The sequence below is a fragment of the Pseudomonas sp. B6002 genome, assembly GCF_013385985.1.
In the GTDB taxonomy this organism is placed as follows: Bacteria; Pseudomonadota; Gammaproteobacteria; order Pseudomonadales; family Pseudomonadaceae; genus Aquipseudomonas.
Map to the genome: position 1 here is coordinate 140,890 of NZ_JACAOY010000004.1, position 16,326 is coordinate 157,215.

Below are 16,326 nucleotides of genomic sequence, written 5' to 3' on the forward strand. Positions count from 1 at the left end.
AGGAGTCACTGACCATGAGAGACCATCCCCACCAGCGCGACGGCTTCGACCCTCGCCGCGAGCGCGGCGGCGGACGCGGCCCGCGCGTATTCGCCCCCGGCGATCTGAAGCTGTTGCTGCCCGCGTTGATCGCCGAACAGCCGTGTCATGGCTACGACTTGATCCGCCGCATCGAAAGCCTTTTCGACGGCGCTTACACCCCCAGCCCCGGCGTGATCTACCCGACGCTGACCTTCCTGGAAGAAAGCGATTTGATCCAGGGCGACGCCGAAGGCGGAAAAAAACGCTACACAATCACCGACGCCGGTCGTCTCTTCTTAAGTGAGCAACAGGTGGCCTTGGACGGCGTACGCATGCGCATCGATGTGAGCAAGCGCTCGTTGCGCGGCCATGACCGGCCGCCGGAAATCCACGAGGCGGTGCACAACCTGCGCCATGCCTTGCACTCGCACCACGGGCGCTGGAGCCCGGAAGAAATCGTTCGTGTCGCGGCGCTGCTCAACAGCACCGCCCAATCCATCGCCGACGGGAAAGCTCAATGAATACGCAAGTTATCCACCGCGTGACCCACGAAATCAAACGTCGCCGCCTCGAAGTCCTGCGGGTGGTCGACATCACCCCGCGCATGCGTCGCATCACCCTGGGCGGGCCTGAACTGGCGGGCTTTGTCAGCCTGGGCAGCGACGATCACATCAAACTGCTGTTCCCGCAAAACGCCGAAGAACAGGCGGCCCTGGAAAGCCCGACCTTCACCATCAAGGGCGACGGCCCGCAACCGCCGATGCGCGACTACACGCCACGGCGTTTCGACCTGAGCATCGGTGAGCTGGACATCGACTTCGTGCTGCACGGCGACGGCCCTGCGTCCACCTGGGCCGACCAGGTGCAGGTCGGCCAGCACCTGTATATCGGCGGGCCGCGGGGTTCGATGATCGTGCCGGATATCTTCGACAGCTACCTGCTGATCGGCGATGAAACCGCCCTGCCCGCCATCGCTCGGCGCCTCGAAGAACTGCCCGCTGGGCGCACTGTATTGGCGGTAATCGAAATCGCCAATGCGGCGGAAAAACAGGCGCTGCAAAGCGCTGCCGATGTGGAAGTGATCTGGGTGATTCGCGGTCAGGACGACCTGCTCGATACAGTGCAGAAGCTGACGCTGCCGGCTGGTTCGCTGTACAGCTTCGTGGCCACCGAAACCAAGTTGTCGCGCCAGGTTCGGCGCGTGCTGTTGGACACCCACAAGATCAATGAGGACTTCCTCAAGGCCGTAGGCTACTGGCAGGCCTGACCCCTGACCTGTAGGAGCCGGCTTGCCGGCGATGGCGGTATACCTGACACACCGCGATCGCCGGCAAGCCGGCTCCTACAAGTTAGCGCGCAGGTTTTAGCGCTCGATCCAGCCCCACCACCGCCAACGCAATCACGATGAACCCCGCCAGAATCCCCCCGGCATTCACGAACACCTGTGGATAACCCAAGGTGTCCACGTCAATGAACGGGTACTGATACTGCCCGAGCAAATGCCCCCGCAGCAGTGCATACGCAAAGTACACCAACGGGTAGAGCACCCAGGCGCCGATGTGCCTGAGGCGCAGGGTTCCCTTGGGCACGCAGCGCCACCAGTAGAGTAAAAACAGCACCGGCATCACGTCATGGAGCAATTCGTCGGCGATGAACTGGAAGCCTTCGGGCTGCCACAAATGCCGCAGCAACAGGTTGTAGGCCAGGCTCACCACCGCGATGCTCACGGCGATGCCACTGCTGGTTTTGGGCGCGAGAAAAAAGCGCTTCGCCGCCGAATCACGATCCACCAGCGCATAGCTCAGCACCACCACCACCAAGGTGTTGGTCAGTACCGTGAAGAAACTGAAAAAGTTGATCAGCCCGCCCAGCAGGCTGGCGCCGCTGGTCCAGCGCGAATAGAAGATCAGGTATTGCTGGATCGCCAACCCCACCCAACCGGCCAACGCCGCAGCCGCCACGAACCGCTTCATGGGGTCAGTCCAGCGGGCGTTTGGTGCGCATCAGCTTGACGTACAACCCTTCGACCTTCTCCCGCGCCCAGGGGGTTTTACGCAGGAAGGTCAGGCTCGACTTGATGCTCGGATCGCTCTTGAAGCAGCGAATATCAATGCGCTCGGCCAGCCCCGACCATTCGTAGTGTTCCACCAGGGTGGTCAGCACGTGCTGCAGGGTCACGCCGTGAAGAGGGTCGTTGCTTGTCGCGGTCATGCCGGGCCTTTTGCAATAAGAGGAAATACAGCCGCGCACCTTAGCCGACGGGGCGTGCAGGTGGAAGCACCGCATTGAATATAGACCCTTGGGAAAAGTTCCCCTTTTCAGCGAAAAAAGAGATGTTATATTGTAACGATACTTATCAGATTGTTATGAAAAGTAACGCGCTCGAAACCGTTTTAAGCCTTCTCTTTTTGCCGTTTTGCCAAGGAATGTCCCGATGTCCCTCTCCTCACTGTGGCGCTTGTCCCCGCTTGCCGCCGCCCTGTTGATCAGCTCCCACACCCAGGCCCTGGAACTGCAACCCCAAGTCATCACCGGTAACCCGCTGGGCAGCGAGCAACTTGCCTCGCCGACCACCGTGCTGGAAGGTGATGACCTGACCCTGCAACAAAAAGGCAGCCTCGGCGAAACCCTCAACAAGCAGCCGGGCGTGTCGTCTTCGTACTTCGGCCCGGGGGCCAGCCGGCCGATCATCCGTGGCCAGGACGGCGACCGCATCCGTCTACTGCGTAATGGCGTTGGCGCGCTGGACGCCTCGTCGCTGTCCTACGACCACGCCGTGCCGCTGGACCCGGTCAACGTCGACCGCATCGAAATCGTGCGCGGCCCGGCGGCCTTGCTGTACGGCGGCAGCGCCATCGGCGGCGTGGTCAATACCTTCGACAACCGCATCCCCACCGAAGCCATCGAAGGCATCCACGGTGCCGGTGAGTTGCGTTACGGCGGCGCCGACACCACCCGCAGCAGCGCCGGCAAACTGGAAGCCGGCAACGGCACCTTCGCCTTGCACCTGGACGCCAACGCGCGGGAATTCAACGACCTGAAAATCCCTGGCTACGCTCGCAGTCGCCACGCACCGGAGAGTGAAGACGGCCCCGGCAAAAACGGCCGCCTGGGCAACAGCGACGGGCGCCAGGACGGCGGCGCGGTGGGCGGTTCCTACACCTGGGACGACGGTTACGCCGGGCTGTCCTATAGCAACTACGACAGCAACTACGGCTCCCCCGCCGAGCAGGATGTACGTATTCGCATGAAGCAGGATCACTACGCGTTCGCGTCCGAGATCCGCAACCTGCAAGGCCCGTTCACCTCGGTGAAACTCGACGCGGGCTACACCGACTACGAGCACCGTGAAATCGAAGGTGGTGAAACCGGCACGATCTTCAAGAACAAAGGCTATGAAGCCCGCGTAGAAGCCCGCCACCAACCCATCGGCCCGTTTGATGGCGTGGTCGGCGCCCAGGTGACCCGCAACGAGTTTTCGGCGCTGGGCGAAGAGGCCTTCGTGCCGCAGACCGACACCAATGCTGGTGCGCTGTTCATCCTTGAAGAAATGCAAGCCACCGAGCGCCTGAAACTCAGCCTCGGCGGGCGCCTGGAACACACCACAGTCGACCCGGATGCCAAGGGCAACGCGCGCTTTGCCGGTGCCGACAAGTCCAATGACTTCACCGCCGGCAGCCTGTCGTCGGGCGCGGTCTACACCCTCACGCCGGTCTGGTCCCTGGCCGCGACCCTGGGTTACACCGAGCGCGCACCAACGTTCTACGAGCTGTACGCCAACGGCGCCCACGTCGCCACCGGCACCTACGAGTTGGGCGACGCCAACCTGTCGAAAGAGAAAGCCGTGTCCAGCGACCTGGCCCTGCGTTTTGACAATGGCACCCACAAGGGCAGCTTCGGTGTGTTCTACAGCCGCTTCTCCAACTACATCGGTTTGCTGGGCACCGGCCGCACGCTGAACGATGAAGGCGAAGAAGACGCTGCTGGCATTCCTGAATACAAATACTCAGGTGTGCGTGCCCGTTTCGCCGGCTTCGAAGCCCAGGATCACTGGAAACTTGGCGAAAGCGCCTACGGTAAATTCGCGCTGGAACTGTCGGGCGATTACACCCGCGCCACCAACCTGGACACCGGCGAAGCCTTGCCCCGCATCGCCCCGCTGCGCTTGAACAGCGGGTTGCTGTGGGAGCTGGACCGGTGGCAGGCACGTATCGACGTGGAACATGCCGCAGGCCAAGGCCGTGTGCCGGATAACGAGAGCGGCACCGACGGCTACACCACGCTGGGGGCGAGCGCGGGGTATCGCTTCAATGTGGGGGGCAGCCAGTGGCTGGCGTTTGTGAACGGTGAAAACCTGACGAACCAGACCGTGCGGTATGCCAGCTCGATCCTGCGCGACATCGCGCCAGCGCCGGGGCGCAGTGTGCAGTTTGGTGTGCGCACCACCTTCTAAAAACACCCACCTGTAGGAGCCGGCTTGCCGGCGAGGGCGCCCTTGAAATCGCCATCGCCGGCAAGCCGGCTCCTACAGGTTTTGTGGCGTCTTTTGCAGCGACGTTCTGTCACTGTTACCAAATCTGAAATGATGCATCTTGCGATTAGCCCTTTCTCTGCGGGCCCTCTCCCTTTATCCTTGCCCGCAACAAACTGAAACGTTTCATCTTCCGGTCGACCCCATCTTGCCGATTATTCCTACTCGTAAAGACAGCGCTGTCTTACACCCCGCTGCGCCTGGGGATAAATCGCCCGCCTGTGGATAACCCCCGCTGTCCCCAGAAAAACCGAATTCACGCTGAACCAAGCCCGCGCCGAATCGTCATCTACAGTGAAGCACGGGGTTACATAATTCCAACGTCACGGAGAAACACACTATGAGCACTGATGGTGCCTCGAGCCCAAGTCGCCTGCTGCCCAGGCTGCTAGGCGTCTTGCTGCTGATCATGGGCCTGGCCTTGCTGGCGGGCGGCGTCAAGCTGAGCATGCTCGGCGGGTCGCTGTACTACCTGCTGGCCGGTCTCGGCATCGCCCTCACCGGCCTTTTGCTGCTGGCCACCCACCGCGCTGCGCTGGGCTTGTACGCGCTGGTGCTGTTCGCCAGTACCGTGTGGGCATTGTGGGAAGTCGGCCTGGACTGGTGGCAGTTGGTGCCGCGCCTGGCCCTGCTGTTCGCCTTGGGCATCGTCATGCTGCTGCCGTGGTTCCGCCGTCCGTTGCTGCGCACCCAAGCTGCGCCAATGGGTACGGGCGCACTGAGCATCGCCGTGGTATTGGCCGGTGCGACCGCCCTGGCCAGCCAATTCACCAACCCGGGTGAAATGGTCAAGACCGGCCAACTGGACCGCGACGCTGTGCCTGGCATGGCCAGCGCGGCACCGACCCAGGCCGATGGCGACTGGAACTCCTACGGCCGTTCGGCCCATGGTGATCGTTACTCGCCACTGGCGCAGATCACCCCGCAAAACGTCGGCAAGCTGGTGCCAGCCTGGACCTACCGCACCGGCGACATCCCGGGCCCTAACGACCCGGGCGAGACCACAGCGGAAAACACTCCGCTGAAGGTCAATGGCATGCTCTACGTGTGCACCCCGCACAGCCAAGTGATTGCCTTGGACCCGGACACCGGCAAGGAAATCTGGCGTTTCGACCCGAAGATCACCACCCAGGGTGCACAGAACTTCAAAGGTTGGGCGCACATGACCTGCCGTGGCGTGTCGTATCACGATGACGCGGCCTACGCCTCCGAGCAGAGCCCTACCGGTTCGGCAAGCGCCACGCCTGTCAGCGCCGTGTGCCCGAAACGCATCTTCGTGCCGACGGCCGACACCCGCTTGATCGCCCTGGACGCCGACACCGGCAAGATGTGCGAAGACTTCGGTGACAAAGGCCAGGTCGACCTGCGTGCCAACATCGGCAGCTTCGCCCCAGGCGGTTACTACTCCACCTCGCCACCGGCCGTGACCAAGAACCTGGTGGTGATCGGCGGCCACGTGACCGACAACGTTTCCACCGACGAGCCAAGCGGCGTGATCCGCGCGTTCGACGTGCACACCGGCAAGCTGGTGTGGAACTGGGACAGCGGCAACCCGGACGACACCACCCCGTTGGCCGAGGGCAAGACCTACACCCGCAACTCGCCGAACATGTGGTCCATGTTCGCTGTGGATGAAAAACTCGGCACGCTGTACCTGCCGATGGGCAACCAGATGCCCGACCAATACGGTGGAGACCGTACCCCGGACTCCGAGAAGTACAGCGCCGGCCTCACCGCCCTGGACATCGACACCGGCCATGTGAAATGGACCTTCCAGTTCACCCACCACGACCTGTGGGACATGGACGTGGGCGGCCAGCCAACCCTGATCGACATCAAGACCGCTGACGGCGTCAAGCAAGCAGTCATGGCCTCGACCAAGCAAGGCAGCATCTACGTGCTGGACCGTACCAACGGCCAACCGGTGGTGCCGATCAACGAAATCCCTGTACCGCAAGGCGCAGTGGCCGGTGATCACACTTCCCCGACCCAACCGAAGTCCGACCTGAACTTCATGCCGCCGCCCCTGAAGGAACGCGACATGTGGGGCGTGACCCCGTTCGACCAACTGATCTGCCGGATCGACTTCAAGTCGATGCGCTACGACGGCCCGTTCACCCCGCCATCGCTGCAAGGCTCGATCGTTTACCCGGGTAACTTCGGCGTGTTCGACTGGGGTGGCATTTCCGTCGACCCGGTTCGCCAGATCGCGTTCGTGAACCCAAGCTACATGGCGTTCAAATCGAAACTGATCCCGGCCGCCGACATCGCCAAGCAAGGCCCGCGCGTCAGCGAAACCGAAGGCGTGCAACCGAACAAAGGCGCGCCGTATGGTGTGATCCTCGAAGCGCTGCTGTCGCCAATGGGCCTGCCATGCCAGGCACCGGCCTGGGGTTATGTGGCGGCGGTCGACCTGACCACCCACCAGACCATCTGGATGCACAAGAACGGCACCGTGCGCGACAGCTCGCCGGTTCCGATCCCGCTGACCATGGGCGTGCCTAGCCTGGGCGGTACGTTCACCACCGCCGGTGGCGTGGCGTTCCTCAGCGGCACCCTGGACCAGTACCTGCGTGCCTATGACGTGAAAAACGGCAAGCAACTGTGGGAAGGCCGCCTGCCTGCAGGCGCGCAAACCACCCCGATGACGTACACCGGCAAGGACGGCAAGCAATACGTGCTGGTCATGGCCGGCGGTCACGGCTCCCTGGGCACCAAGCAGGGCGACTACGTGATGGCGTTCAAACTGCCGGATTAAGCTTCGCTGGCGGTAACAAAAAGGCGGCTACCTGATGAAGGTAGCCGCCTTTTTTATGCCCACCACCGATCACAAATGTGGAGCTGGCTTTTGTGGGAGCTGGCTTGCCTGCGATGCGAGCACCTCTGTCTACCAGCCACACCGAGGTGATGCAATCGCGGGCAAGCCCGACTCCCACAAAAGCCAGCTTCCACAGTTGAGCATCATGTGGGATCAGTGCTCGATCACGTCGCCGCGCATCGGGGCCAGGCGTGCAATGAGGCGGTTCTGCACGGGCACCGAAATCCCTTCGCTGTCCATCGCCTTGATCAAATCTTCGACCAATGCATTGAAGTCGCTGCGACTGACCTTCTGGCCTTTATGACTCTCGGCCATGCTGTCGCCGGTATAGGTGCACGGCCCACCCGCCTCGACGCAGAATTGCTCGATCAGCTTGTTGCGCAGGCGCTGGATGTCGATGCGCCGGAAGCGCTCGACGATGCGCTCATCACGGGCGATGTTGAGCAACATGCCTTCGACAATCTTGGTGATGCCGGGCATGGCGCCGAGGTCGCGATAAAGGCTGTCATCCTTCGGTGGCTGTTGCGCACAAGCACTGAGCAGCAGCACAAACAGCGCGGGTAAAAAGCGCATCAAAAACTCCCCTGCACAGACAGGTAGGTGCCATTCTGGTTATCCAGCGTGGCGATCTCCCCCAGGCGTGCATACGCCAACACAAACGACACATGCTTGTTGGGGAAGTAGCCGACAAACACATCCGCCCAATCACTTTCACCGGCAAACGACAGGTTGTCCGGCTTCTGGCGATACTCCACGCCGAGTGCCCAGCGCGGGTTGAACAGCAGCGCCACCGAGCCTTCCTTGAGCAGGCTGCGACTGTCGCGCCGGTCGCCACCAAACCCGAGCAGGCCGGTTTCATTGGCGCGGCTGTAGCGCAGGCTGCCGTTGACCAGCACGTTGTAGCCAAAGGCCGCGCCCATGAACAAGCGGCTGGCGGCCAGGTAGCCCTCGACGTCGCTGTCGCGCTTGGCGCCCACCAGGCTTGGGATATCGAAATTGGTCTGGTGCTTGTATTCCAGGCCCAACGAAACCTGCGGCAGCTCGTCATAAATCACATCGCCAAACAGGCGCACCTTGAGGCCGAGCACGTCCTGACCCAGGTGGTCTTCAGGCAAGTTGAGCGCGTGCACCAAGGTGCCCAGGTCAAAGCGCTGGCGCGCAAAAGACACTTCGACACGGTTGTCATAAGCCAGCGCCAACCCGGCCACATCCAGCCGATAGTCCGGCAGGTTGACGGTGGTCGCGAACGCAGTGGCGCCCCACTCGTTCTTCTCGCCGTAACCGGTGAGCACCGCCCAGGGCGTGATCCCACCGCCCGCCGCGCCTTCAATGCTGCTGGCGCCACCGGTGGCGATCAAACGGCCGTTGTCGGCCCAGGCTGTTTGCAAGGCCAATGCACCCAGGAAACCGACCAGAAGAGAAAATCGCACCGTCATGCCACTCAATGAACCAGGGAAGTTTGCGCACTGAGGGGCAACGCCACCCAGGCTTCGAAAGCGTCGGCACTCAATGGCCGGCTGATCAGATAACCCTGGGCCGTGTCGCACTGCCAACGCTCCAGCAGGCGCAAGCTATGGGCGTACTCGACACCCTCGGCCACCACTTTAAGGCCCAGGTTATGGCTCATCTCGATGGTGGAACGCACGATCACCGCGTCTTCACTGGTTTCATCAAGGTTGCGCACAAAGGATTGGTCGATCTTCAACTCCTGCACCGGCAGGCGCTTGAGGTGCGCCAGCGACGAGTAGCCGGTGCCGAAGTCATCCACCGACAGGCTGATGCCGCAATCACGCAGCAGGTGCAGGACTTTCAGGGCCTTTTCCGGCTCGCGCATCACCGCACTTTCGGTGATCTCGAACAGCAGTTGCTCGGCCGGCAGGCCATAGCGGCGCAACAAGCCCGAGACGCGATGAGCCAGCTCATCACCGAGCAAATCATCCGCCGAGATGTTCAACGACAGTTGCAGGTACAGCCCACGGCGGTTCCATTCGCACAGTTGGCGAATGCCCTCTTCGATCACCCATTGGGTCAGTAATTGAATGCTGCCCGAGCGTTCGGCCAGGGGGATGAATTCCGCCGGTGAGACCATGCCGAACTGTGGATGCTGCCAACGCAACAACGCTTCGGCCTGGCGTACGTGGCCCTGGCGAATGTCGAGCTTGGGCTGGTAATGCAGCAGCAACTGCCCCTGGCCCGGCGCGTGGCGCAGGTCGCGAATCAGGGTGATCTGACGCCGGTGCGCCAAGTCGCGGCCCTGCTCGTAGATTTGCAGACGACCAGGCATCTGGGCGGCGTCTTTCATCGCAATCGCCGCGCGCTCAAGCAAGGTGGGCGCACTTTCGCCATCGGCCGGATAGGCCGCAATGCCCAGGCGGCAATCCAGTGCCAAGTCATGGCCGTTGATGCGCTGGGGCCGCAACAACAGCTGTTGCAGCTTATCGGCCATGCCCACCGCTTCCTCGCTGCCGGCCCCTTCCAGCAACAACAGGAACTCATCGGCAATCAGGTGCGCCAAGGTATCGCCGGGGCGCAATGTGGCTTGCAGGCGTCGGCTGACATCCAGCAGCAACTGGTCCACCGCGTCGGGCCCGGCCGCTTCGCTGGCTGCCCGCAGGTTGTCGACGCCCAGGTAAATCAACGCCATCGGTCGCTGCGTGGAAATCGCGCTGCCCAGGCGCTCCATGGCCAACGCGCGGTTGGGCAAGCCGGTGAGGCGATCATGCAAGGCGTTGTGGGCCAATTGCTGTTCGCGCTCGGCGATCCCGCTTTGCATCGAATTGACCGCCAGGGCCAGGCGCCCCAACTCATCACTGCGTTCGAGGTGCACCGGGGTCTGGTAGTCGCCCTGGCCGATTCGCTCGGCCGCCAGGGCCAAGGCCTGTACCGGGCGCGACACTCCCCGCGCCAACAACAAGGCGCCGATCAGCGAGGCGATCAGTGCGATCAGGGCAATGCCGAGAATCTTTTCATCCAGCGGAACGAAAGCCTGCATCGCCGCATCCAGCGGGCTCTGCAACAAGGCCAATACCTGGCCATCGTCATCGCTGGCCAGCACCAGCGACTGGCTGAGAAAGCTGTGCTCCAGGTGTTCGGTGGTGGCCACGCCGCGCCGCGTGGCATCCCCCAACATCAGGTTGACGATGCTGCCCTGCAAGCCCTGGGGCTGAGTACTGACCAGTTGACCCGGCTGCTGGCGATCAATGGTCAGGAACGACACTTCCAGGTTGCTCAACGAACGCAGTTCCTGGGCAAACGCGCTGTCCATGCTGAAGCCCATCACCACTCGCGCAATCGGCAGCGGCGCCAGCACCGGCGCTTCCACCAGCAGATGCGGCTTGCCCTGCAACGGCACCATCAGCATGGCCTGGCGATTACGCCGCGCCTCGCGCAATGCCTGGTCGTAGCGGAAAGCCGAGCCTTCGGGCACTTCGTCGAGGGTGCTGGCGAGGACTTTGCCGTCCATGCCGAGCAGGATCATGTCGCTGGCATTGATACGCTTGCCATGGTTGAGCAGCACCGAGCGCATGGTCGCCGAATCACCGCTGGCCACGGCATCGCGGAAACCGAAATCCGCCGCCAGCAGTTGCACGCCATCGGCCAGGCGGCGGCCACGCACCTCCAGCAAGCGTTCGAACACCCGCGAGCCTACCTCCAACTGAGCCATGGCCTGGCCGCGCACCGCAGAACTCGTCGCCGCTTTCACGCTGAAGTACAGCGCCCCGATCACCACCAGCAACAGCAGGATCAGGACACTGGCGACCCGCGCCTGGAAGCTACTGCGCAGTTTCACGGGCGGCTCGATTGAAGGCATCGCCAAACGCCGTCGGCGCGGGCGCACTCGGCAGATCGGACGGACGCGGTTCGAGGGCCAGCCGCACCTCGTGGCGCAGGCCGGTGGCCGGCACATTCAGCGTGCCGCCATCGAGGGGCTGCATATCGGCCAGTTGCGGGTGCCACAGCGTGACGTGGTAAGCCCCCGCCGGCAGCCCGTCGAGGCTCACGTGGCCAGCGGCATCGCTCACACCGAAGCGTGGGTCGTCGGTGACGTAGACGTAACCGAGCATCCAGTCGTGGATGTTGCAGCCGAGCACCACCACACCGGGTTTATCGAACAGCAACGGATCAGCGGGCGTGCCTTCATACAGGCGCAGCTCAAAGCGCTTGGCGGTGGAAAACGAGTAGACCTGATGGCGGATGTTGTCGCTGTTGGGAAAGCGGATCTGCGTGCCGGTGTGTACCGCCAGCACGTGGGGCGCGAACTGCTGGCCGCGTTGGTCCATGTCGGCCTTGAGTGCACCGGCCGCTGCGCCCACCGGGCCTTGCAGGGTCACCACTGCATCGTTGATCGGCGTGCCATCGGCTTGGCGGACAGAGACCTCAAGCGTCGCCGCAACGGCCACGATCTGTACCGAGAGCAACACGGCCCCAAGGGAAAACTGCTGGAAAATCCTGGCCATGCAAGGTCCGCGCGAAATAAGAAGAAAGGGCGGCCTGCCTTGGCACGGAAACGAAACAACGGCGTCACGGCGCAGATGATGCCGCAAATAAGGCCAATTGCCATCATTGAATTCACAGCGAAACCTGACCGTTGGTCGGCAAAAACCTATGCAATCGGTCAGGCGCTGTAGAGGTTATCGACCCGGCTCAAAAAAGCTGTAGTCGACATCGGGACTTTGTAGGAGGGGTTAGAAGTAATAGCCGATATTCACGTTGGTGCGGAAGTACCACTCATTGCTGCCCGATGATGTCGTCGAGGTCCAGCCGGTGCCGTTTTCCGCGCCGCCGTAGGGGTTGGCGTTCTTGCCCCAGGTGAGGTCCAGCCAGGTGATGATCGGCCCCGCCATCAGCTTCACACCCAGGGTATCCATCTGCGAGCTGTTCCATTGCGCCTGGTCTTTGTGCAGCACGCTGTAGTCGTTGTAGAACTTGACGCTCTTGACCTTGCCCAGCTGCGGCGTGTCCACGGTGTAGCCGATGTTCAGCAACCCGACATCGCCCTTGGCCGCCACCAGGTAGGCCGGGCTTGCGGCGTTGGCGCCCATCAACACACTGGCGTCGCTCACGCCGTCGGGGTTCTGCAGGTTGTACTGGTAGCGGATCCCCATCAACTGGGCGCTCCAGGGCCCCTTGCTCAAGGTGGTGTGAGCGGCTGCAGCCCAGTAGGTCCCGTTGCGGTCGGTGGTGCCGTTGTAGACTTGGGAGCCGGCCAGCGACACGCCGGATTCATTCTTCCAGCCATCGCTGCCCCACGACCGCGCCAGGCGCAGGTCGAGCTGGTTGCGCTTTTCATTGTCCTGCCCGTGCAGGCTGGCCAGTGCGTTGTCCTTGAGGTCGCTGTAGGTGCCGACTTCCGGGGTGTAGCGCCGGTCGGCCGGAATCATCCGTGGAAAGAACGCCGCCTGTAGGTTCCAGTCGCCCAACGGGTGACTGTATTTCAGGCCCGGCGCCGCGCTGTCGGCATAGCCCAGGAAGTACGGGATATGAAAGGTCCAGCCGTTTTCCGGGTAGGGGTAAATGCCAAACGGCTTGTAGACGATGCCCAGTTGCACGTCATCGCCGTCCTGGAATTTGTAGCCCACCAGGGCGTGCTCGATGGAACGCCGGTTGCGGTCCTGGAAGGTGTAGCCGCCGTCCAGGTAAAACTGGTCCCACTTGCCCTTGACTTCAAAACGGGCAATGTCGAACAGCAACCGCGCCGGGTCATTGCTGCTGGTTTTCCAGTCTTCGTAGCGATGGTTGAGCCGAATCGAGCCGCCAAAATCCAGGGCCTTGGCCCCGTCGTCACTGGCCCAACTCAGGTGCCCGAACGGCTTGGGCGACGGGTTGTCGTCCGCCGCCAGCAACGCAGTGCAAAACACAGTGGCACTCACCAGCAACATCAGGCGCACAGGCCATTCAACTCGTGACATAGCGGTTTTCTCCGGGCGATAGAGCGCCTTAAAGGTGGGCAGCAGAGCGCCTACCCTTGGCATGAAAGGGTTATGGATAAGGGATGTACCGCCTGCGAGCATCCTGCGTTCTTGCGGCACAACTATATGGCGTACACGCTGCTTTAATAAGCGTGTTCCGTCATCGGCGTGTTGTGCAAAGGGTGAGCCAAGTAAGATTAACTTTTGTTTATTTAGAATAAATTTATTATTTTCAAACAGTTATAGAAATTATCAAAAATAAACCAAATTATTTCAGTGCAACCGCAAGTAACACAATGAAGTGCTTACGCTCTACTTGCACCTCAAACAGGCCACCACCACGAAAAACGCCCGAAGCAGCGCATCGGGCGTTTTGAGGTGACTGTTGGCGGAGGATGAAGCGGTTTTCTAGATGGGCACCCGTTCGCGGCGCATCCACATTTCGAACGCCATGGCATTCAATGGCCGGCTGATCAGGTAACCCTGGGCGGTGTCGCACTTCCACTGTTTGAGCAGCTTCAGGCTGGGTTCGAACTCGACGCCTTCGGCCACCACCCTGAGTCCCAGGTTGTGGCTCATTTCGATGGTGGAACGCACGATCACCCCGTCGCCGGTGGTGCTGTCGAGGTTGCGCACAAACGACTGGTCGATCTTCAACTCCTGCACCGGCAGGCGCTGCAATTGCGCGAGGGATGAGTAGCCGGTGCCGAAGTCATCCACCGACAAGCTGATGCCGCAACCACGCAGTTGCTCAAGCACGCTGAGGGCCTGTTGCGGGTTATGCATGATGGCGCTTTCGGTGATCTCGAAAATCAGTTGCTGGGCCATGACGCCGTACTGCATGAGCAGCGCAGTGACACGAATCGCCAGGTCATCGTCGGCCAGGTCATCCACCGAGATATTCACCGACAGCTGGATATGCATGCCTCGCTGCCCCCACTCGGCGATCTGCCGGATGGCTTCTTCGATCACCCACTGGGTCAGGCTGCGCATGCTGCCGGTGCGTTCGGCCAGGGGGATGAATTCGGCGGGCGACACCAGGCCCAGCGTGGGGTGTTGCCAGCGCAGCAGGGCTTCGGCCTGGCGCACATGGCCGTGCTTCAAATCGAGCTTGGGCTGGTAGCACAGGTAGAGCTCACCCTCGAGGGCGGCGCGGCGCAGGTCACGAATCAAGGTGATCTGGCGCTGGTGCGCGAGGTCGCGGTCTTGTTGATAAATCTGCAAATAGCCGGGCAAGGTCGCCGCATCATGCCGGGCGATGGCGGCGCGGCTGATCAACTCTTCCACCTGCCGACCATCGGCTGGGTACGCGGCGATGCCAATGCTCACTTCATGGCGCAACTCATCATTGCCGATGCGCTGGGGCTCGGTGAGCAACCCGTAAAGGCGGTCGGCGCGGGCCACGGCGCGGTCGATCTCGGTGTTTTCCAGCAGCAGCAAAAACTCGCTGCCGGCAATGCGCGCGGCGGTGTCGCTGGCCAACAGGCTCATGGACAGGCAGCGGCTGGCCTCGCGCAGCATTTCTTCCACGCCTTGGGGGCCGAAGCCTTCGTTGATCACCCGGTAGTTTTCAATGCCCAGGTACAGCAACACCACCGGGCGACCCGCGCTGATCGCACTGCCGAGGCGCTCCATGGCCAGGGCGCGGTTGGGCAAGCCGGTCAGCGGGTCATGCAGGGCATTGTGCGCCAATTGCCGCTCGCGCACGGCGATACCACTTTGCATGGCATTGAAGGCCCGGGCGAGCAGGCCGAATTCATCATGGCTGCGCACCCGCACCGGCGTGCGGTAATCGCCGGCGCCAATGCGCTCGGCCGCGTCCACCAAGGCATTGAGCGGACGCGAGACCCGCCGCGCCAAAAACAGTGCCCCGGCCAAGGACACCAACAGCACCGCCAGCGCTATGCCCAGGAATTGCCGGTCCAGCGGCGCAAAGGATTCCAGCGCGTGGTCCAGCGGGCTTTGCAGCAGCACCCGCACCTCGTCACCATCGCCAGTGTTGGCCAGGGGCAGCACCTGGCTGAGCACGCGCTGCCCGTAAAACAGGTTGATCTGCGGCTCGGGGTACAGGTGCGCATCGCGCAAAGTGCTGATGATGGTGGCCTGGTAAGCATCAGGCTGGGTACTGAACAGCGGGCCGGGGCGACCGTCCTGCACACTGAGGAACGACACTTCCAGGTTGCTCATGGAGCGCAGTTCGCTGGCGAACAGCTTGTCCATGGGAAAGCCCATGATCACCCGGGCGATGGGCATCGGGTCGAGCACTTCGTCCTGCACCAGCAAGTACGGGCGGCCATCCATGGCCACGATCAACATTTGCAGGCCACTGCGCCGCGCCTTGCGCAACGCGTCTTCATAGGGGAACGCATCGCCGCGTGTGAGCATCGGCAAGGTGCTGACCACCACTTTGCCGTCGAGGCCCAACACGAACACTTCGCTGGAGCGGATACCGGTGCCATGCCGACGCAGCGCCGCGAGAATCGGCACGGTCTTGCCCTCGGCCACGGCTTGTTTGAAAGGCCCATCGACGGTAAGCCAATCGAGCCCGTATTGCAGGCGACGGCCACGCAGGTCCAGCAGGCGTTCGAACACCTGGCTGCCGGTTTTCAATTGGACTTGGGCCTGGTTCTCCACGGCGCGGCCGGTGGCAGCCTTGACTGCGAAGTAAGTGGCCGCAACCACTACCAGCAGCAACAGCGCCAGCACCCCGGCAATGCGGGTTTGGAACGTGTGGCGCCACCTCATTGCAGTGCCCTCTGGCAGCGTTCGCTTGACTCTGCCACTACGTCCCTTTGTCATAGGCCTCCCTGGCGACTGCTGACCTGGCGTCAAAAAAACATCCATTTGAATTGGATATTTGGTTTGAGCAGATTAGCTGGGACTTGGGTTAAGTGCACCCAATAAAACCGGGGAATGTAGTGGCGGTTTTTTGGCGACAAGGGGTTGGCTGGGGGTGAGTACATATCCGTTATTGGGGTAACGGCGGCTTATGGTTCCGCCCTTACGGCGGGTCACTTTGGAAAAGAGCCCCAAAGTAACCAAAGGGC

The 16,326-nt window shown here is 62.1% G+C and carries 12 protein-coding genes; 4 read left to right on the forward strand and 8 right to left on the reverse strand.

Annotated elements, in window-relative coordinates; all coding sequences use genetic code 11:
• Positions 1-14 precede the first annotated feature (14 nt).
• Together HX792_RS04170 and HX792_RS04175 are read left to right on the forward strand one after the other, a co-directional pair.
• Positions 15-542 carry a PadR family transcriptional regulator gene (locus HX792_RS04170; protein WP_176994902.1) on the forward strand — a complete coding sequence of 176 codons (528 nt, stop codon included), beginning with the start codon at positions 15-17 and terminating at the stop codon, positions 540-542.
• Entirely contained in the window at positions 539-1,288 is a 750-nt protein-coding gene (locus HX792_RS04175) for a siderophore-interacting protein (protein WP_176994903.1), read from the forward strand. Before HX792_RS04170 ends, HX792_RS04175 begins: the two co-directional genes overlap by 4 nt.
• An 82-nt stretch (positions 1,289-1,370) precedes the next feature.
• Here the strand turns inward: HX792_RS04175 and HX792_RS04180 are convergent, their stop codons facing one another.
• The gene (locus tag HX792_RS04180) at positions 1,371-1,994 is read right to left on the reverse strand and encodes a Pr6Pr family membrane protein (protein ID WP_176994904.1); all 624 of its coding nucleotides are present in this window, start codon (positions 1,992-1,994) and stop codon (positions 1,371-1,373) included.
• 4 nt (positions 1,995-1,998) lie between these two features.
• Entirely contained in the window at positions 1,999-2,232 is a 234-nt protein-coding gene (locus HX792_RS04185) for a VF530 family DNA-binding protein (RefSeq protein ID WP_003188882.1), read from the reverse strand.
• Positions 2,233-2,455: 223 nt separating this feature from the next.
• On the opposite strand from HX792_RS04185, the gene HX792_RS04190 reads away from it, so the two are divergent.
• Positions 2,456-4,474, forward strand: coding sequence for a TonB-dependent receptor (locus HX792_RS04190; RefSeq protein ID WP_176994905.1), 2,019 nt, complete (start codon positions 2,456-2,458; stop codon positions 4,472-4,474).
• A 418-nt stretch (positions 4,475-4,892) separates the two neighbouring features.
• Positions 4,893-7,310 (forward strand): glucose/quinate/shikimate family membrane-bound PQQ-dependent dehydrogenase, encoded by a 2,418-nt coding sequence (locus HX792_RS04195; RefSeq protein ID WP_176994906.1) that lies wholly within the window; start codon positions 4,893-4,895, stop codon positions 7,308-7,310.
• 213 nt (positions 7,311-7,523) lie between these two features.
• On the opposite strand, the gene HX792_RS04200 is transcribed toward HX792_RS04195, so the two are convergent.
• The 6 genes from HX792_RS04200 to HX792_RS04225 form a co-directional block, all read right to left on the reverse strand.
• On the reverse strand, positions 7,524-7,943 hold the full coding sequence (locus HX792_RS04200; protein ID WP_176994907.1) for a group 1 truncated hemoglobin: 420 nt from the start codon (positions 7,941-7,943) through the stop codon (positions 7,524-7,526).
• Positions 7,943-8,806: a DUF3034 family protein gene (locus HX792_RS04205; protein ID WP_176994908.1), complete on the reverse strand. Its 864-nt coding sequence runs from the start codon at positions 8,804-8,806 to the stop codon at positions 7,943-7,945. The genes HX792_RS04200 and HX792_RS04205 overlap by 1 nt, the downstream gene beginning before the upstream one ends.
• Positions 8,807-8,811: 5 nt before the next feature.
• The gene (locus HX792_RS04210; protein WP_176994909.1) at positions 8,812-11,160 is read right to left on the reverse strand and encodes an EAL domain-containing protein; all 2,349 of its coding nucleotides are present in this window, start codon (positions 11,158-11,160) and stop codon (positions 8,812-8,814) included.
• On the reverse strand, positions 11,144-11,827 hold the full coding sequence (locus HX792_RS04215; RefSeq protein WP_176994910.1) for a methylamine utilization protein: 684 nt from the start codon (positions 11,825-11,827) through the stop codon (positions 11,144-11,146). Before HX792_RS04215 ends, HX792_RS04210 begins: the two co-directional genes overlap by 17 nt.
• Before the next feature lie 228 nt (positions 11,828-12,055).
• A complete protein-coding gene (locus tag HX792_RS04220) occupies positions 12,056-13,279 on the reverse strand; it encodes a hypothetical protein (protein WP_176994911.1) in 1,224 nt (407 codons plus the stop codon).
• 408 nt (positions 13,280-13,687) lie between these two features.
• Positions 13,688-16,024, reverse strand: coding sequence for a bifunctional diguanylate cyclase/phosphodiesterase (locus HX792_RS04225; RefSeq protein ID WP_176994912.1), 2,337 nt, complete (start codon positions 16,022-16,024; stop codon positions 13,688-13,690).
• Between the last annotated feature and the right edge of the window lie 302 nt (positions 16,025-16,326).